Genomic DNA, 17,617 nt, shown 5'->3' with positions numbered 1-17,617 from the left:
TCTACTTAAATATACCCTCCGGATCAGGCATTTTTTCAGCTAATAATTGGCCTAAACTAATGTCCAATTGTGAAATATCTAGCTTTCTTGACGTATGCAAATACGTCCACGCTTCCGCATAACGTTCCTGTAAATACGCCACTTGCGCACGCTTCATCCACGCCATCCCATATCCGGGTTGTTGGCGCAATGCAATTGCCAAATGCCCCTCTACCCCATCCAACGTTCCACATTCCATTTGTTTCAAATAACAACTCAATTGAACCACCGCTAAGTCGACACGTAAAATCGCCTGCGCCGTATCCAAGCTCAATCCTTTTTCTAAAAATTCAATGGCTTTAGGGAAATCATTGCGCTGAAAGGTGATGACCCCGAGGCCCCAATAGGCGTCCACCGACTGGTCATTCAATGCATGCAATAAATTAAAGCGGTACGTTGCCGTATCTAATTTTCCGGCTCCAACATACTCCCAAGCACGTTCCACAAAGAAATCGCTAGCCTCTTTCCGCGAGCCAAAACTCGCATCACAGGACTCCACAAATTGGGTTAATTCCGTTTGGTCTTTTTGAGAAAGGGCTTTCTGGCCGTAAAGAGGTAAATATTTTGCCTCTTTGACTAAGGAGTCTAGCGTCGCCGAATGTGCCGCAAAGCTAGCTAAAAGCAATAGTATCAGGTATCGTGTCTTCATGAAATGCAAATCTACCGTTTCTTTTTATTTGTCGTACCACCCGGACGAAATTTGGCATTTTTTCCTGGTCGGTTATTGCGCGGTGCCGGCTTGGGATCAAGCTTCGCGCCCCCCTTCGGTCCAGCCTTCGTCACAGCTTTGCGCGTAGGTACTTTTTTTCCACTCGCGCGGGCTTTGATGACCCACTTTTTCTCATGGAATGCGCCTTTGAATTCCGGATCCTCGCGTTTCCGCTGATCATCCACCGCACGCAACATGTCTTGCTGCTCTAAAAAAGGCGTTTCTTCAATCAATATTCCTTCGGGTAATGGGGCAATCTCTATCTTCTGTTGGATGATTTCCTCAATCTTTGCCCAGTGATATTGCTCAGCCAAGGTGATAAATGTGATCGACTCCCCCACCTGCTCCGCACGTCCTGTCCGACCAATCCGATGCACATAATCCTCATAAATTAGGGGCACATCAAAGTTGATGACATGCGACACCTTCGGAATATCAATGCCGCGCGACGCCACATCCGTCGTCACCAATACCTTTATCGAACCCTCCCGAAACTGCTGCATCGCATTGATTCGCGTATTTTGCCCTTTATTCGAGTGTATCACCCGTACTTGATCCTCAGGTAAGACTTTACGGGTTAGGTATTTTTCTACTTGGTTTACAGCGTCTTTGCTCCGACAAAATATCATAACGCGCTCAAAATGAGGCTGTTGTATGAAATATTCCAAGGCGTTAATTTTGGTTTTCAAGTTTTCCGCTTGATACACAAATTGCGTTACTTGGCTAGCCGGTGTCGCCTGAGGCGTCACTTCAATCCGTAAAGGAAACTCCAAAAACTCATGGGACAGGTTCTCTACTTTTTCTGGAAAAGTCGCGGAGAACAATCCATTTTGACGTTTTTTATACGGTATTTTTTCTAAGATCTCGCGGATTTGCGGCATGAAACCCATGTCCATCATTTTATCCGCCTCATCCAAAATCAAGAATTTCAACTCCTTGACAACAATTACATCCTTCCGATATAATTCTAAAAATCGACCTGGCGTCGAAACCAAAATATCGATCCCCGCCTCTAAGGCTTGAATCTGCGTCTTTGGCCCTAATCCACCATAAAGTGCGAGTAAACGTAAGTCGGTGAACTGCGCCAAACCCACCATCACTTCATGAATTTGAATAACTAATTCGCGCGTAGGAGCTAAAATAAGGGCCCGCGGGTTTTTACCTTGGGCATATTTAATGCGCATCAACAAAGGTAACGCGTAGGCTGCCGTTTTACCTGTTCCCGTCTGCGCGATACCTAAAACATCATGCCCCTGCAACATCATTGGAATCGCCTGTTCCTGAATAGGAGTAGCTGAGGTGTAGCCCACGGCCTCGCAAGCGCGCTGCAATTGTGGGTTTAAGCCAAGTGATGCAAAATCAGTCATAAAGGGAATTCAATTCGTTAAGGCAAGCTGAACTTGACCGCACAAAGGTAGGCAAAATAAAATTCCCTACCTTTGAAACAAATTTTTGCTTCTATGCAGTCAATTTGGGCCAAACGTCTCCTAATCGGAATCTTACTTTCCTTTTCCATGGGGACTTTAGCTTCTTTATTTTTGTGGGGCTTGGAGGTGATTGCTTCGATGCGCCAACCGGCCTACTTGTATGGCTTGCCGCTCGTCGGTCTTTTATTTTATGTACTCAAGTTCAAAACCTGGGCACAAATCAGTACCAAACAATTTATTGCTTCTAGCGATTCTCCCGTTTCGCCTTTAGCAACTCCCTTTATTTTAGTTGCCACGTGGGTCAGCCACATCGTGGGCGCATCGGTCGGCCGTGAAGGAACGGCCATCATGATAGGTGGAAACTTGTCGGCCTATCTAAGTGAAAAATTTGAAGTATCCCCTGAAGAAAAATCCATCTGGCTCCGCGCCGGCATGAGCGCTGGATTCGCTGCCGTTTTTGGAACTCCACTAGCCGGCTGTTTTTTCGGACTCGAAGTAGGGAAGGTTGGCAAAATTCATTGGCCATCCTTTTTTACCTGCGCCGCCCTCGCATTTGCGGCCAATTTTGTCAGTCTCCACGTGTGGGGTACAAAACACGTTTTGTATCCCCTTGTTTTTTTGCCCCCTATATCGGCCTCATTTTGGACCAAATTAGCGTTTATTGGCCTGTTTTTAGGGCTGATTGGGTTAATCTATACACGCTTAGAATCGATTATTTTTTCCGCGTACGGGAAATTGCCCATACAGCCGGCTCTCAAAGGGATTCTCGCGGGCTTAATTTTGCTCGGCCTATTTCAAATTTCCATTTTTTCAGAAACGGTCGGATTGGGTTCTGAATTTTTACTTCGGCCATTTTCAGACACGTTTGATGGGTGGGAATTTGCGCCAACTAAATTATTCGCGACGGCACTAAGTCTTGGTCTCGGATTTAAAGGGGGAGAAGCAACTCCCTTATTTTTAATTGGCTCCCATGCGGCGGCAAGTTTGTCAAGCTGGATTAATTTCCCCATTCCATTATTAGCCGCCATCGGATTTACTTCGCTTTACTGTGGTTTAGCCAAAACCCCCATCACCGGTCTGTTGCTTGGCTGTGAATTATTCGGACCTCAAGCTTGGTTCTGTTATCTATTCGTTACTATCATTGTGATTTATTTTTCAGGAAAAGAAGGACTGTTTAAAGTCCAACCTTGGTCTGATTATTTACCCAAACCGCCATATCGCTAATGTTCGACTACTTCTATGATCAGCATCCGCATTACCAAGAACCCACGTTAACGAAGCGCAGGTTCGCGGCCAGCACCTGGGAAAATCTACTTGCGGGCTGGTCGGCATCACCGCATTTTACCGTCACGCAAATCGGATTAACCACCGAAGCAAGACCGATTCATGAGGTCTGTTTTGGGTCCGGCCCCATACCTGTTATCGCCTGGTCACAAATGCATGGGGATGAGGCAACAGCTACCATGGCTTTGGCTGATATCTTCCGCTTTTTATCCTTAGATTCGAAAGAATCCATGGAAATTAGGGAAAAATTGCATCAGAAAATAAGTTTATATGTAATCCCCCGCCTAAATGCGGATGGGGCGGCTCGTTGGACCCGCGAAACTGCATTCGGGATAGATATGAACCGAGATGCGGTAGCGCAAAATAGTGTGGAAGCTCGGCTGTTATCATCTTGGGCCGACAGTAAAAAACCGCTATTTGCGTTCAATTTACATGATCAAAATCGGCTTTATTCCGTAGGCAATAGCGCCCATCAAACGCACATTGCTTTCCTTGCAACCGCTGGGGATGAGGCAGGAACATGGACACCTTCGCGCACACGCGCGGCACAATTAGCGAATCGCTCAACGCGTTTTACTCAAAAATATTTACCCAATAAGGTGGCCAAATGGAATGACGAATTTAACGCACGCGCTTTCGGAGACACCTTTCAATCGCGCGGCTATGGATTGCTACTCGTGGAAGCTGGTGGTGCAGGATGGGACCTAGAAAAACATTCGCTTCGTCGGATGAATGCCGCAATTCTACTAGATGCTCTTGTTAGTATTGCTGATGAAACCTACTCGAGCGAATCCATTGATCTCTACACAAATCTAGAGACAAATGAACGGCAAATCTTTGACCTAAAAATCACGCAGGCGCCCCTAGATTCCGAAGGAAAACACCGTGCAGATATCGGAATTAACTTAGTTGAAACTGCGCTGCCAACAGACGAAATTGCCTATTCATGGCGCATCGAGGAGATTGGAGATTTAAGTTATATGCAAGCCTTGAATCAAGTAGATGGTTCGTCCTGGGATTTACCTACAGGACAAGACGTCTCTTTGGGAGCCGAAATCTCCTCCTTGATCTACGTAGAAAACAATTCAATTGCCTTTGATTTGAGTACCTTTACAGCCAAAATAAAATAAGAAACACATGACTTCATTGCCCGTAATCATTATCGGAGTTAATCCATTTGCCTTAGAAGTGGCTCACATTTTTCAAAAAAACGAAGTAGTCGTTTATGGATTTCTAGATGATGACGTCAAAAAGAAAGACACGATCATCGGAGAAATTCCTGTGCTAGGAACGACGGAAGATGATTCATATTGGGGACTCATCGGTAAGTCTTGTTCTGTTTTTGTGGCATTAGAAAACCCAATAGAACGCAAAAAAATTATCGAGTTAATCGAGGAAGATCGTGGTACCAAACCCGTACACGCCATTCATCCGAGCGCTCAAATTGCAGATGTAAAAAGCTTAGCTTATGGATTATTTATAGGCGCATCAGCCGTGATTTCGCCTGAAAGTAAATTAGCCGACCATGTTATTATTGGCGCTGGTTCCATTATCGAAACAGGCGCCATCATCGAATCTTTTGTTCAAATCGGCGCAGGATCTGTCATCGGGAAAGAAGCCCAAATCGAAAAAAATGCGTTTGTTGGCATTCACTCCACCATCGTAGGAAGTGTGAAAATTGGAAAAGGAGCAACCGTAGGAGCGGGTAGTGTTGTGATAGAAAATATCCCTGCAAGCAAGCGCGCTTTCGGAAATCCGGCTAAAATACTATAGTTTTTCAATGTGTTGAGGCTCAACGAGCTCCATGAAGTGAAAGCGAAGGTAGAGCTGGGCCACAACAATAACATCCTCCATACAGTACGCCGTAATGCGCGACAAATCGTGATCCTGATAATAAACCGCATGTACGCGATCGCCAGATAAATCACTTTTGGCTCCTGGAATTCCCAACAAATCAGCTAATAATTCAAGCGATGTAAACGACCGTCGGTCGCCAAATTTCCACATCTCCATCGTATCCTGATGAATGATTTCCCATGGTTTTTTGCCCTGTAATTGCAAGGCCCGCGGTATCTCCAATCCATTCACCATCATTCGTCGGCATAAATAAGGAAAGTCAAACTCCTTTCCATTATGCGCGACAAGCGTCAATTCCTTCGACTTATACGTCTTGTTGACAAATGCAGCAAACTCGGCCAACAACACTTTCTCGTCCGTGTGCGCAATGGTCTTCACTTTCAGCGCCAATTCCTTCTGCGTATTCACATACAAGAAACCCATGCCTATCACAATAATCTTCCCAAATTCAGCGTACAATGCCGCACGATCTACGTAGAGCTCCTCAGCCGACAAATTGCCGGGATTCACTAAATTCTTCGCCTTTTTTACCCAGAATTCTTTTCGGGCTTCTGACAATTGGGAAAAATCCGCGGATTCCGATACCGTTTCAATATCTAGAAATAACGTATTCTTGAAATTCATTCGCGTATCCATATTGCTTAGGCTTGAGGTAATGTTTCACGTGAAACATGCTGCGTGTGAAACTGAAATAATTCTTGCAGGTGTGCTAAAACTTTGGGTTTGACTTCGTCTAGGCTTATCTCTCGACTTAATTCTTGGCTTAATGAGGTAACGCTTTTATTGGCAATTCCACACGGCACGATGTGCCCAAAATAAGACAGATCAGGCTGTACATTAAAGGCAAATCCGTGCATGCTAATCCAGCGAGAGGCCTTCACGCCAAAGGCACAGATCTTGCGCGCATCATCTGATTCAGGATTAATCCAAACGCCCGTGAGTCGTTCAATTCTTCCCGCAACTAGGCCATATTCGGAACATGTTCGAATGATGGCTTCTTCAAGCATGCGTAGGTATAAGTGTATGTCGGTGAAGAAATTCTCTAAATCAAAAATCGGATAGCCTACTAGTTGGCCTGGCCCGTGATACGTAATATCACCTCCGCGATTCGTCTTGTAAAATGTCGCGCCGATGGTGTGCAGAAAAGACTCCTGCATCAACAAATGTGTGGCATCGCCACTTTTGCCAAGTGTATATACATGGGGGTGCTCGCAAAACAACAGGTAATTTGGTGTCTGCTCAAGTGTATCTTCCGTTCGGTTTCGATTGCTCAATTTGATGCCTGAAATGTGTGCCATCAAATGTTCTTGTAAATCCCAAGCCTCCCGATAAGGGGCTACGTGTAAGTCAACAAACTGGACATTTTTATTCTGCATGCACAATATCAGTTTTGGGGCTTGCCGCTTAACTTAATGTAGCAACCTTTGGGCCAGCAAATATACAAGAATGGCCAAACATTTACAGCAAGGCAAAAGAGCAGAATTGGCGGCAGCGACATTTCTTCAAAAAAGTGGATATGGCATCCGCGAAAGAAATTACCGAAACGGAAAGGCCGAGGTTGACCTAATCGCCCAGCGGGGTATTTTTCTTGTCTTCGTCGAGATCAAGTCGTTGCGAAGCACCGCACACGGGTTCCCCGAAGAACGCATTGGCTATTCAAAAACAAACCTGTTTCACCAAGCCGCAAACAGCTACCAAGAGGAAGAAAACTGGCAAAAAGAGATACGATTTGACAGCATAGCCATTACTTTTTTTCCACAAGCAATTAAAATTGAGCATTTCGAGGATGCTTTTTCGTAAATTCGCGGTTTAATATGCGAAGATGATTAGTTTTCACACGGAAGAATTAGCATTCCAGCTACCAGAAAAGCTCAAGCACAAGCAATGGCTTAAAGCTGTGGCAGCCGAAGAGGGCAAAAAGATGGGCGAACTAAATTACGTGTTTTGCGCCGACGAATACCTGCTTAAAATCAATCAGGATTATTTGCAGCACGACACGTTGACAGATATAGTCACCTTTGATAATTCGGAAAATCCGAATCTAGTCGAAGGAGATATCTTTATTTCCTACGAACGCGTAGTTGAAAACGGAGCGAAATTGAACACCTCTGATAACGAATTGCAGCGCGTTATGGTGCACGGTTTACTTCATCTGTGTGGATACAAAGACAAGGCGAAGGCCGACAAATCTCTGATGACAGCGAAGGAAGATTATTATTTAGCCAAACGAAATTAATACGTTCCACGTGAAACGCGAATAGCTGAAAACAAAAAGTGTTCCACGTGAAACAAAGAAACATATGCAAAATTCATACGATGTAATCGTGGTAGGTGCGGGTCATGCAGGCTGTGAGGCGGCGTATGCGGCCGCCCAAATGGGGTCTAAAGTTTTGTTGGTCACCATGAACATGCAGACCATTGCCCAGATGTCTTGCAACCCAGCGATGGGTGGTGTGGCGAAGGGGCAGATCGTTCGCGAGATCGATGCATTGGGTGGGATGTCAGGAATTATCTCGGATAAAACGATGATCCAATTTCGAATGTTGAACCGTTCGAAGGGTCCTGCAATGTGGTCGCCTAGATGTCAATCGGACCGTGCGAAATTTGCAGAGGAATGGCGTTGGGCGTTGGAAGGAAATTTAAATGTCGACTTTTGGCAGGATGCGGTACAGCAATTAATCGTTGAAAATAATGAAGTAAAAGGCGTGGTCACTCGGATGGGTATGTCGTATTACGCGCCCACCGTCGTGCTGACAAATGGCACATTTTTGAATGGCCTGATTCACATTGGCGAAAAGAATTTTGGCGGGGGTCGTATGGCCGAGCCGATGGCCATGGGGATTACGGAGCAGCTGGTGGGACTCGGATTTGAGTCCGGCCGCATGAAGACCGGAACTCCACCGCGTGTGGATGGACGGAGCTTAGACTATAGTAAAATGGAAGAGCAAAAAGGGGATGAAAACCCAACAAGCTTTTCGTATATGACGAAGGATCCAATTCAAGAACAACGGTCTTGTTGGATTACGCACACCAACGAAAAAGTACATGAAGTATTGCGTAAAGGCTTTGATCGCTCACCGATGTTTGCGGGAAGAATCAAAGGATTGGGGCCGCGCTACTGTCCATCGGTGGAAGACAAAATCAATCGATTTGCAGATAAAGATTCGCATCAAATTTTCGTGGAGCCAGAAGGTTGGAACACAGTAGAAATTTATGTGAATGGATTTTCAACATCGCTTCCCGAGGACATTCAATTTGAAGCCATCCGATTAATTCCAGGTTTCGAAAATGCCAAAATGTTCCGTCCAGGTTATGCGATTGAATACGATTATTTCCCGCCTACACAATTGACAGCAACGCTCGAAACCAAGCGTGTCAAGGGCTTATATTTTGCGGGACAGATAAATGGAACAACGGGTTATGAAGAAGCGGCGTGTCAGGGATTGATGGCGGGGATTAATGCGCACCAACAAGCACACAATTTGGCCCCGTTTACCTTGAGTAGATCGGAGGCGTACATCGGGGTTTTAATCGACGATTTAATTAATAAAGGTACGGATGAGCCATACCGCATGTTCACATCGCGGGCCGAGTTTAGAACGCTGTTGCGCCAAGATAATGCGGATGAGCGTTTGACGGAAAAGGGTTTTGCACTAGGTCTTGCGACACAAGAAAGGCTTGATGCATTTTTGACAAAGAAACAACAGGTTGCGGAGTTAACGCAGTACATCCAACATACTAAAGTGCGGCCTGCGGAAATTAACGATTGGCTTACAGAACAAGGGACGGCAACGTTAAAAGAGGGTGCGCCTATCATTAATTTATTGAGACGGTCAGACTTAAGTTTTGCGCAAATATTAACGCATGCAATCGGGCTAGATATTAAAGCCCGCTTTAGTCAAGAGGTCATCGAACAAGTAGAAATCGTTGTGAAATACGAAAGCTATATTGAGAAAGAGCGCCTGATGGTTGGCAAAATGAAAAGCATGGAAAACCTAGCCATCCCAACACAATTCGACTACGATAAAATTAAAACTTTGTCGACCGAATCGCGGATTAAGTTAAAGTCCATTCGCCCACAAACGATTGGTCAAGCGAGTCGGATCTCAGGGGTGTCCGCTGCGGACGTGTCCATTTTGTTATTATTTATGGGTCGCTAATATGGAAACATTACAACATTGCCCAGCATGTGGGTCAACTAATTTTGAGAAACAATTTGAAGCCAAAGATTATACGGTTTCGCAAAATAGTTTTGGTATAGTGGCTTGCTCGGATTGCGGATTGAATTTCACGAACCCGCGACCAAAGTCAGATGAGGCTGGCTACTTTTACCAGTCGGAAACGTACATATCCCATAGCGATACTCAACAAGGTTTTGTTAATAAGCTTTACCACGCAGTTCGTAATATCACCTTGAAACAAAAGGCTGGTTGGATTCAAGCGGACCAAAAGGGAAACAAAAATCTATTAGACATAGGTTGCGGAAACGGCCACTTTTTAAAGACCTGTCAGGATACGGGCTGGAACATTACGGGTATGGAACTAGATCCGGAAACGGCGGCCCGTGCGGCAGCGCTGGTTCAAGATAAAATCTATCCCAATTTAGCTGCGATTCCGGAGGACAAACAGTTTGAGCTGATCACCTTATGGCATGTGCTCGAACACGTTTATGAATTAGGTGCCTATTTTGAGTTTTTCAAAAAGCGCATTTCGGCAGATGGAAAATTGCTTTTGGCCTTGCCTAATTCCAAGAGTTTTGATGCGGGATATTTTCAGGAATATTGGGCCGCCTATGATGTGCCGCGACATATTTATCATTTCAACCCGGAGACAATTCAGTTTGTGGCGAATAAACATGGCTTTAAACTCGTGAAACAGCGCGGTCAAATCTTTGATAGTTTTTATATTGCTTTATTGAGTAATCAATACCGTTCGGGAAGCAAACGCTTGATTCATTCGTTCCTATTGGGGCTTTGGTCAAACGTGTTGGCCTGGACAAAAACCGGAAATTACTCCAGTAATGTTTATATTTTCAAACATGTTTAATTATCTAAAAAGATCGCTGGCGCTTTTCATTTTAATAGGGGGTGCTACCCTGGCCCTGCTTCAAGGATGTGCACAAATGGCGAGTCCACCTGGGGGCAAAAAAGATACATTAGCTCCCAAGGTTATTCAATCGGTTCCGCTCAACAAAAGCAAGAATTTTCAAGGCAAAAAACTGGACCTTAATTTCAATGAATACATTGCGGTTAAGAATTTAAATCAAGAATTACTTATCACCCCAAATATTGGCACGTACGAAACCCGTATCCGTCCGACGGGCTTGAGTATCCTATTGGATAGTGCCTTAAAACCAAATACAACTTATACGTTCAATTTCAGAAATGCGATTGAAGATATGTCGGAGCGCAACATTGGCAAAAACATTAAGCTCGTTTTTAGTACATCAGACCTCATTGATTCCTTACAGATTTCGGGACGTGTTCGGCATATACAGACAAATAAAAAATTAGAGAATATTCTAATTGGGCTTTATCCGTATAGCGATACGCTGAGCATTGATAAAAATAAGCCCTATTATTTTACAAAGACGGATACGTCGGGAATTTACCAACTAGAAAATGTGGCGGCTGGGAAATATTACATGGCGGCATTTCTGGATTTGAATAACAACCTACTCTATAATTCCAACAAGGAGGTGGTTGATTTCATCACAGAACCTTTTATTGATTTACAATCAAATCAAACCCGCGATTTCCAAGTGGCACTACAAAATTTAGATCCATTAAAAGTTGCGAAAACAACGACTACCGCAAAAACTTCTCTCGTTGAATTTAACCGTGGCTTAGCTACTGTAACACTAATTAAATGTCCCTTAGCCTATCAAATTGAGCAAAATCGTGGTATTCGATTCTACTCAGGAAACGTGGAACATAAAGATACGCTCGTGTTTCAGGGCCAATTAGCGGATTCGTTGGGCCGCGAGATTACGCAAACATTTCGAATTAAATTTCGGGAACCGGCTAAAAGGGAAAAGCCTGTTAAGGCGGCCTATAAATTCGATGTTTTCCCAGTAATGGGGAAACTTGTAAGCCCGAACGACTCGATCCGCATTCGCTTGCAAAAACCGGTTGTTGGCTTTGACTCCAAATTGATTTATTTTGACACGGGGGATGACGAGCGTAGCTACCTTCCAGACGAGGGCTTTCGCTGGAATTCCGTTGGTAATGAATTAACTATTCGAAAAGACTATTTACCTATCCGTTCTAAATTTTCATTAGCTATATCCAAAAAGGCTTTTGTGTCAGTCGAACAAGATTCGTCGGAAACATATAAACAAGCGTATGAAATGCAGGATTTAGAGAATTATGGCAGTATTTCGGGAGCGTTGAATCCAACGAAAGCAAATACTTCTTATATCGTTCAATTGATTCATCCGGAGACAAAAGAAATTATCTATGAAACCAAGACGATGGAGAATTTTGTGTTTCCATATGTTGAGCCTTCCACCTATGAAATGCGTGCCATTGAAGATCGTAACCAAAATGGGCGCTGGGATATTGGAAATTTTAAAACGCGAATTAAGCCCGAGGCCATTTATTTCTTTCCAACAAAGATCAAACTTAAAGCCAATTTCCAGTTGACAGACCTGTGGATAAGTACCCAATAAACACACATTTTATCCACAATTCATCCGCACCAGTGTGGATAAAAAATGTAAGGGCTTCTAGATTGTGGACAAGTAGGCAATTGTCCACACAAAAAAATAAGTTATCTACACAGAGATCTCCAAGTACCAAGCTACTAATCAATCACTTAGACTAGTTATCCACTTATCCACAGAGAACAATAAAGAAGAACAAAAAAGAGATACTTAAAATATTTCTTTCTTTTTATTTTACATGTGGATAATGTATTCTCAAAATGACTTTGTGCTGAATGGTATCTAATTAATTCTAATTTAACTTTTCATTATATTTTAAATATATAGACGGTTAAAATAACATTATTTGTGTGGCATAGATGTGGATAACTTGTGGATAACGTTGATTTTCAGAATGAAACAATTTTGTGCAAAAAAATACAGCATAAGTTCTATTTGGCTCAAATCGATTGCTTAACTTTGAGTCAAACAGTAAGTTGAAAAAACCTATGATACAGCACGAACACTTCACTCGGGTATTTGATTTATTACCTCAATACCAACAACTACACAAATCAGACTTATTTAATTTAAAGCGTGATGGCGAGTGGCGCCATTTTAGTTCAACGGAGATGTTGGACATTATTCATGAAACTGCTTTAGGTTTATTAGCTCTCAAAATTAAACCAGGCGATAAAGTGGCCATTATTTCGGGAAATCGGCCGGAGTGGAACTTCATCGATTTTGCGATTCAAATTATAGGCGCCGTTTCGGTACCCATGTACCCCACAATTACGGTAGAGGATTATGCATTCATTTTTGAGAATGCGGAAGTGGGATTTATTTTTGTCGAGGGTGAAGATTTATATTTAAAATCGAAAGAAGCTTCGAAGGGAAATAAGAAGATTAAAGAAATATACACGTTTGATCCTGTTGAGGGGGCTTCCATGTGGACAGAGGTAAAGGAAATGGGCGAAGGAAAAGATCGGTCTGTTTTACAGCTATTGATGGATGCAGTCAAACCATCCGATCTACTTACGTTGATTTATACGTCGGGAACGACCGGTCGGCCTAAAGGCGTCATGTTAACGCATCACAATATCGTATCTAATGTTAAGTCATTAGATCGCGGTCAGTTTTTCGAATTACGTGCAAGTGATAAGGCATTAAGTTTTTTACCGCTGTGTCATATTTATGAGCGGACAGATATCTACATGTACATGTTTTATGGCGTTTCGGTTTACTATGCAGAGAGCATGGAAACGATCGCGGATAACATTCGTGAAGTGAAGCCTGCTATGTTTGCCACGGTTCCACGTTTGCTAGAGAAGGTATATGACAAGATTTATGCCAAAGGCAACGAGTTAACGGGTATTAAGCGGAAGTTATTTTTTGGGGCCATTGATTTTGGGTTACAATATGATCCCATGGAGAAACTCGGATTCTTGGATTCCATCAAATACGCGGTTTACAATAAACTTATTTTCTCTAAATGGCGTGAAGCTTTAGGCGGCAATGTGCGTTTGATCGCTTCGGGATCTGCAGCGTTGCAACCGCGTTTATCGCGTGTTTTCTGGGCAGCAGGTGTACCTATTTCGGAGGGTTATGGTTTGACCGAAACATCGCCAGTGATTTCTGTTTCATTTATTAATCCCCCTGATTTTAAAGTAGGTTGTGTAGGAACGGTCATTGATTGCATGGAAATAAAGATTGCCGAAGACGGAGAAATTTGTGTGCGTGGCGACTCGGTCATGCCAGGTTATTATAAAAACCCGGAGGCAACGGCGGAAGCAATCGATCCAGAAGGCTGGTTTCATACCGGCGATATTGGGATGATGGTAGACGGTAAGTACTTAAAAATCACTGATCGCAAAAAGGAGATTTTCAAAACTTCAGGTGGCAAATACGTTGCCCCACAACTGGTGGAGAATAAATTAAAGGAGTCGATTTTCATCGAACAATGTATGGTGGTGGGCGAAGGCCAAAAGTTCCCATCGGCCCTTGTTATTCCAGAATTTGTCGCATTGGGCAATTGGTGTAAGCAACAAGGTATTGAGGCGGGAAGTCCAGCGGAGATGATTGCTAATGCGAAGGTCATCAACAAAATGGACGAGGAAGTGCAGTCGGCCATGGCGTCTGTTGCCAAGTATGAGCAGGTAAAAAAATTCGTTTTATTGCCGCGTTTATTTACGATTCAGGATGGAGAAATTACGCCGACCTTGAAGTTAAAGCGCAAGCAAATTTATGCGAAGCACGAAAAAGAAATTTTGGCTTTGTACATAAGTTAAAACCCATTTAATAAAAATTGGGGGAAGCTCTGCCAAAATTTTCGTAATTTTGAAGCTTGTATTTACAGGCCCGAAAGGTCATTTATTTAATTCAGTATGTCACAAAACAAAAAAGTTGCGTTAGTTACCGGAATCACCGGACAGGATGGTGCGTATTTAGCCGAGTTATTATTGAGTAAGGGATATGTGGTGCACGGCATCAAGCGTAGAAGTTCTTTGATCAATACGCAACGCATTGACCATTTATATGCGGATCCGCATGTGGCGTCCAACTTCCATTTGCATTATGGTGATTTAAGTGATTCGACCAATATCATCCGAATTATTCAGGATGTGCAGCCGGATGAGATTTATAATTTAGGTGCGATGTCACACGTAAAAGTATCGTTTGACGAGCCCGAGTACACGGCGCAAGTGGACGGAATAGGGACTTTGCGTATTTTAGAAGCTGTTCGATTGTTGGGCTTAACGAAGAAGACCAAAATTTACCAAGCCTCAACTTCCGAGCTTTACGGCTTGGTTCAAGAGGTTCCTCAATCCGAAAAAACGCCGTTTTATCCTCGTTCGCCGTATGCGGTCGCGAAGATGTATGGTTTCTGGATTACGGTCAACTACCGGGAGGCGTATGATATGTTTGCGGTGAACGGAATCTTGTTTAATCACGAATCACCTTTACGAGGCGAGACGTTTGTAACGCGTAAAATTACACGCGGGGTTTCGCAAATCGCGTTAGGCCAATTAGACAAAATATATTTAGGAAATTTAGATGCAAAGCGTGATTGGGGCCATGCTAAAGATTACGTCGAAGCGATGTGGTTAATCTTACAACAAGAGAAACCGGAAGACTTTGTGATTGCAACAGGTATTACGACAACTGTTCGTGATTTCATTCGGATGGCCTTTTCGGAGGTTGGCATTGAAGTGGAATTCAGCGGCGATGGTGTAAACGAAGTAGCTAAAATTGCGAAGTGCAATAATCCATTATATCAATTAGCCATTGGAACAGAAGTTGTGGCGGTAGACCCGCGTTATTTCCGCCCTACGGAAGTAGAATTGCTAATCGGAGACCCAACAAAAGCGAAGGAGAAATTAGGCTGGAAGCTGAAGTATGACTTGCCCGCTTTAGTGAAGGATATGATGGATTCTGATGTGAAATTATTTACGAAGTAAAAATGAATCCAACCCTTGCGATTATTGGTTTGGGCTACGTGGGGTTTCCGCTGGCAGTGGAGTTTGGAAAGCTATATCCAACGCTTGGATTTGATATTGACGCGTCGCGCATAGCCGAGTTAAATCGAGGGTATGACCGCACGCAAGAAGTAAGCGATGTGCAGTTGAAGGCTTCGACGCAGCTGCGATTTTCGTCGGAGCGCGGTGATCTAGCTTCATGCAACACGTTTATCGTCACGGTTCCCACGCCGATTGATCATTTCAAAAAGCCTGATTTAAGCCCATTGTTGAAAGCCTCCGAGATGATTGGAAAGGCGCTGAAAAATGGCGATGTGGTGATTTATGAGTCGACCGTTTACCCAGGTTGTACGGAGGAAGATTGTGTACCGGTGCTTGAAAAACACTCGGGATTGACATTTAATGTGGACTTTTTCTGTGGGTATTCACCCGAGCGGATTAACCCGGGAGACAAGGTAAACACCTTGACGAAAATCAAAAAAGTAACGTCAGGTTCTACACCTGAAATTGCGGAGTGGGTGGATCAATTGTATCGATCGATTATCACGGCGGGCACGCACAAGGCATCTTCGATAAAAGTAGCCGAGGCGAGCAAAGCGATTGAAAATGCGCAGCGGGATGTTAATATTTCGTTTGTGAATGAGTTGGCCTTGATCTTTGATCGCATGGGCATAGACACCACGGAGGTGCTTGAGGCGGCAGGTACCAAATGGAATTTCTTAAATTTTAAGCCCGGTTTAGTGGGCGGCCATTGCATTGGTGTGGATCCGTATTATTTATTGCACAAATCAGAAAGTTTGGGTTATTACCCGCAGGTTATTTTATCTGGCCGACGGGTAAACGACAATATGGGTATTTTTGTGGCGAATAAATTGGTCAAGTTATTGATTCAAAAAGGCAAGAAAATCGGGGGTGCGCGGACATTAATGTTGGGCATTACCTTCAAGGAAAACTGCCCCGACATACGGAACTCCCGTGTCGTGGATATTTACCATGAATTGCGCGATTTTGGCATGGAAGTAGATGTCTATGATCCATGGGCAAATGCGGTGGAGGTGAAGCATGACCATGGGATTGATTTGGTTTCGGAACTGGGTTCTGCTTACGATGCGATTGTGTTAACTGTTGCTCATCAAGAGTTTTTGAATTTACCATTTGCCACATTGAAGCAGGCGGATGGTATTATTTTCGATATCAAATCGGTTCTCGATAAATCTTTAGTAGACGCTAGATTATAACCTATGGCTTGGTTCGCGGTATATACGAAATCTCGTATGGAGAAGAAGGTGGCTTTACGTTTGCATGAGGCGGGTATTGAAGCCTATTGTCCTGTGAGCAAAAAGCGCAAGCAGTGGTCGGACCGTAAAAAATGGGTCGAGGAGCCCTTATTTCGTTCCTATGTTTTTGTGAATATTGATTTAGCCAAACAGAGTCCGATTGTCCGTCGGACGCTTGGGGTGGTGAATTTTTTATATTGGTTGGGTAAGCCGGCGGTCATTCAGGATGCGGAGATTTTGGCGATCCAACAGTTCTTATCGGATCATTTGGAGGTGGAGTCGATCGGCAATTCGGTCCAAGTGGGTGATTTTATCACGATTGACACAGGCGCCCTGAAGGGCCAAACGGCCAAGGTTGTTGGGATTAAAAACAAACACGAGGTGCGGTTGAGGATTGAGAGTTTGGGGTTTGAGCTGGTGGCGAAGATGGATAATAAGTCCGAAGGGAAATAGTCCGGAGGGAGGTAGTCCGGAGGGAACGAGTCCGAAGGGAACGAGTCCGAAGTCCGAAGGGAAATTATAGCAGAAAACAAAATAACTTACACTTTGCCTCCGGACTTCGGACTCGTTCCCTTCGGACTATTTTTTTCTTTCTTATCTCTTCTTTTCGTATTTTGCAGCCCAAATCCAGATTATATGCGTTTTCGCGCGATCATTCTTTTTAGTTTAGTGGCTTTACGTCTTTTGGGGCAAGAAAATACAGCACCTACGATTCTAGTAGGCGGTGGTGTTACAAGTGGTTCATATACACCTTTTTGGTTACGCGCGAATCAGTATGGAGCTGTTCCTACGGAAGAAAGCTATGGGACGGCTGGCTTTGAAACGCGCGGGAAAGTGGTGTTGAGTAAGCGGGCCGATTGGAGTTATGGGGTTGCGGCGCGGGTTAATTTGGCCGAAACGAAGGC

Annotated in this window: 16 protein-coding genes and 1 pseudogene; 13 read left to right on the top strand and 4 right to left on the bottom strand. The window is 43.9% G+C overall.

The genetic code is table 11. The features are described from left to right. Position 1 precedes the first annotated feature (1 nt). Positions 2–688, bottom strand: coding sequence for a tetratricopeptide repeat protein (locus AC1W6K_RS02345; RefSeq protein ID WP_481721070.1), 687 nt, complete (start codon positions 686–688; stop codon positions 2–4). Positions 689–699: 11 nt separating this feature from the next. After that, positions 700–2,115, bottom strand: coding sequence for a DEAD/DEAH box helicase (locus AC1W6K_RS02340; RefSeq protein WP_481946287.1), 1,416 nt, complete (start codon positions 2,113–2,115; stop codon positions 700–702). Positions 2,116–2,208: 93 nt separating this feature from the next. Between AC1W6K_RS02340 and AC1W6K_RS02335 the strand changes: the two genes are divergently transcribed. From AC1W6K_RS02335 to AC1W6K_RS02325, 3 genes are read left to right on the top strand one after another with little or no spacing between them, the layout of a single operon-like run. Beyond that, positions 2,209–3,399 (top strand): chloride channel protein, encoded by a 1,191-nt coding sequence (locus tag AC1W6K_RS02335; RefSeq protein ID WP_481946286.1) that lies wholly within the window; start codon positions 2,209–2,211, stop codon positions 3,397–3,399. After that, positions 3,399–4,589 (top strand): M14 family zinc carboxypeptidase, encoded by a 1,191-nt coding sequence (locus AC1W6K_RS02330; RefSeq protein WP_481946285.1) that lies wholly within the window; start codon positions 3,399–3,401, stop codon positions 4,587–4,589. Before AC1W6K_RS02335 ends, AC1W6K_RS02330 begins: the two co-directional genes overlap by 1 nt. Before the next feature lie 7 nt (positions 4,590–4,596). Further along, positions 4,597–5,232 (top strand): DapH/DapD/GlmU-related protein, encoded by a 636-nt coding sequence (locus AC1W6K_RS02325; protein ID WP_481722365.1) that lies wholly within the window; start codon positions 4,597–4,599, stop codon positions 5,230–5,232. On the opposite strand, the gene AC1W6K_RS02320 is transcribed toward AC1W6K_RS02325, so the two are convergent. Both AC1W6K_RS02320 and lipB read right to left on the bottom strand, forming a co-directional pair. Further along, the gene (locus AC1W6K_RS02320; RefSeq protein ID WP_481722367.1) at positions 5,227–5,952 is read right to left on the bottom strand and encodes a 3'-5' exonuclease; all 726 of its coding nucleotides are present in this window, start codon (positions 5,950–5,952) and stop codon (positions 5,227–5,229) included. The genes AC1W6K_RS02325 and AC1W6K_RS02320 overlap by 6 nt on opposite strands. Positions 5,953–5,957: 5 nt before the next feature. After that, the gene (lipB, locus tag AC1W6K_RS02315) at positions 5,958–6,692 is read right to left on the bottom strand and encodes a lipoyl(octanoyl) transferase LipB (protein WP_481946284.1); all 735 of its coding nucleotides are present in this window, start codon (positions 6,690–6,692) and stop codon (positions 5,958–5,960) included. A gap of 70 nt (positions 6,693–6,762) precedes the next feature. Between lipB and AC1W6K_RS02310 the strand changes: the two genes are divergently transcribed. The 10 genes and pseudogenes from AC1W6K_RS02310 to AC1W6K_RS02265 form a co-directional block, all read left to right on the top strand. Continuing rightward, on the top strand, positions 6,763–7,116 hold the full coding sequence (locus AC1W6K_RS02310; protein WP_481722371.1) for a YraN family protein: 354 nt from the start codon (positions 6,763–6,765) through the stop codon (positions 7,114–7,116). A 22-nt stretch (positions 7,117–7,138) separates the two neighbouring features. Continuing rightward, on the top strand, positions 7,139–7,552 hold the full coding sequence (gene ybeY, locus AC1W6K_RS02305) for an rRNA maturation RNase YbeY (RefSeq protein WP_481722373.1): 414 nt from the start codon (positions 7,139–7,141) through the stop codon (positions 7,550–7,552). Between the two features lie 64 nt (positions 7,553–7,616). Next, positions 7,617–9,476 (top strand): tRNA uridine-5-carboxymethylaminomethyl(34) synthesis enzyme MnmG, encoded by a 1,860-nt coding sequence (gene mnmG, locus AC1W6K_RS02300; RefSeq protein ID WP_481946283.1) that lies wholly within the window; start codon positions 7,617–7,619, stop codon positions 9,474–9,476. A gap of 1 nt (position 9,477) precedes the next feature. Further along, positions 9,478–10,362, top strand: coding sequence for a class I SAM-dependent methyltransferase (locus AC1W6K_RS02295; protein ID WP_481722249.1), 885 nt, complete (start codon positions 9,478–9,480; stop codon positions 10,360–10,362). After that, a complete protein-coding gene (locus AC1W6K_RS02290) occupies positions 10,355–11,986 on the top strand; it encodes an Ig-like domain-containing domain (protein WP_481946282.1) in 1,632 nt (543 codons plus the stop codon). The genes AC1W6K_RS02295 and AC1W6K_RS02290 overlap by 8 nt, the downstream gene beginning before the upstream one ends. A 482-nt stretch (positions 11,987–12,468) precedes the next feature. Continuing rightward, complete coding sequence (locus AC1W6K_RS02285; protein ID WP_481946281.1) at positions 12,469–14,247, top strand: AMP-dependent synthetase/ligase; 1,779 nt, start codon at positions 12,469–12,471, stop codon at positions 14,245–14,247. Between the two features lie 96 nt (positions 14,248–14,343). Continuing rightward, positions 14,344–15,417 carry a GDP-mannose 4,6-dehydratase gene (gmd, locus tag AC1W6K_RS02280; protein ID WP_481946280.1) on the top strand — a complete coding sequence of 358 codons (1,074 nt, stop codon included), beginning with the start codon at positions 14,344–14,346 and terminating at the stop codon, positions 15,415–15,417. Between the two features lie 2 nt (positions 15,418–15,419). Further along, positions 15,420–16,673, top strand: coding sequence for a nucleotide sugar dehydrogenase (locus AC1W6K_RS02275; protein WP_481946279.1), 1,254 nt, complete (start codon positions 15,420–15,422; stop codon positions 16,671–16,673). A 3-nt stretch (positions 16,674–16,676) separates the two neighbouring features. Then, positions 16,677–17,165: a UpxY family transcription antiterminator gene (locus AC1W6K_RS02270; RefSeq protein ID WP_481946278.1), complete on the top strand. Its 489-nt coding sequence runs from the start codon at positions 16,677–16,679 to the stop codon at positions 17,163–17,165. Positions 17,166–17,348: 183 nt separating this feature from the next. Continuing rightward, a pseudogene (locus AC1W6K_RS02265) lies at positions 17,349–17,617 on the top strand (hypothetical protein); the annotation flags it as partial.

The sequence above is a fragment of the Aquirufa sp. genome, from assembly GCF_964796385.1.
The sequence above is the reverse complement of the archived record's forward strand: the minus strand, read 5'-3'. Positions and strand labels throughout refer to the sequence as shown.

What these genes read in the sequence shown, in the direction of transcription:
- gmd (WP_481946280.1), top strand. Translation starts at nt 14,344, where the DNA reads ATGTCACAAAACAAAAAAGTTGCGTTAGTTACCGGAATCACCGGACAG.
- mnmG (WP_481946283.1), top strand. Translation starts at nt 7,617, where the DNA reads ATGCAAAATTCATACGATGTAATCGTGGTAGGTGCGGGTCATGCAGGC.
- AC1W6K_RS02345 (WP_481721070.1), bottom strand. Translation starts at nt 688, where the DNA reads ATGAAGACACGATACCTGATACTATTGCTTTTAGCTAGCTTTGCGGCA.
- AC1W6K_RS02330 (WP_481946285.1), top strand. Translation starts at nt 3,399, where the DNA reads ATGTTCGACTACTTCTATGATCAGCATCCGCATTACCAAGAACCCACG.
- AC1W6K_RS02295 (WP_481722249.1), top strand. Translation starts at nt 9,478, where the DNA reads ATGGAAACATTACAACATTGCCCAGCATGTGGGTCAACTAATTTTGAG.
- AC1W6K_RS02285 (WP_481946281.1), top strand. Translation starts at nt 12,469, where the DNA reads ATGATACAGCACGAACACTTCACTCGGGTATTTGATTTATTACCTCAA.
- lipB (WP_481946284.1), bottom strand. Translation starts at nt 6,692, where the DNA reads ATGCAGAATAAAAATGTCCAGTTTGTTGACTTACACGTAGCCCCTTAT.
- AC1W6K_RS02335 (WP_481946286.1), top strand. Translation starts at nt 2,209, where the DNA reads ATGCAGTCAATTTGGGCCAAACGTCTCCTAATCGGAATCTTACTTTCC.
- AC1W6K_RS02325 (WP_481722365.1), top strand. Translation starts at nt 4,597, where the DNA reads ATGACTTCATTGCCCGTAATCATTATCGGAGTTAATCCATTTGCCTTA.
- AC1W6K_RS02320 (WP_481722367.1), bottom strand. Translation starts at nt 5,952, where the DNA reads ATGGATACGCGAATGAATTTCAAGAATACGTTATTTCTAGATATTGAA.
- AC1W6K_RS02270 (WP_481946278.1), top strand. Translation starts at nt 16,677, where the DNA reads ATGGCTTGGTTCGCGGTATATACGAAATCTCGTATGGAGAAGAAGGTG.
- AC1W6K_RS02340 (WP_481946287.1), bottom strand. Translation starts at nt 2,115, where the DNA reads ATGACTGATTTTGCATCACTTGGCTTAAACCCACAATTGCAGCGCGCT.
- AC1W6K_RS02290 (WP_481946282.1), top strand. Translation starts at nt 10,355, where the DNA reads ATGTTTAATTATCTAAAAAGATCGCTGGCGCTTTTCATTTTAATAGGG.
- ybeY (WP_481722373.1), top strand. Translation starts at nt 7,139, where the DNA reads ATGATTAGTTTTCACACGGAAGAATTAGCATTCCAGCTACCAGAAAAG.
- AC1W6K_RS02275 (WP_481946279.1), top strand. Translation starts at nt 15,420, where the DNA reads ATGAATCCAACCCTTGCGATTATTGGTTTGGGCTACGTGGGGTTTCCG.
- AC1W6K_RS02310 (WP_481722371.1), top strand. Translation starts at nt 6,763, where the DNA reads ATGGCCAAACATTTACAGCAAGGCAAAAGAGCAGAATTGGCGGCAGCG.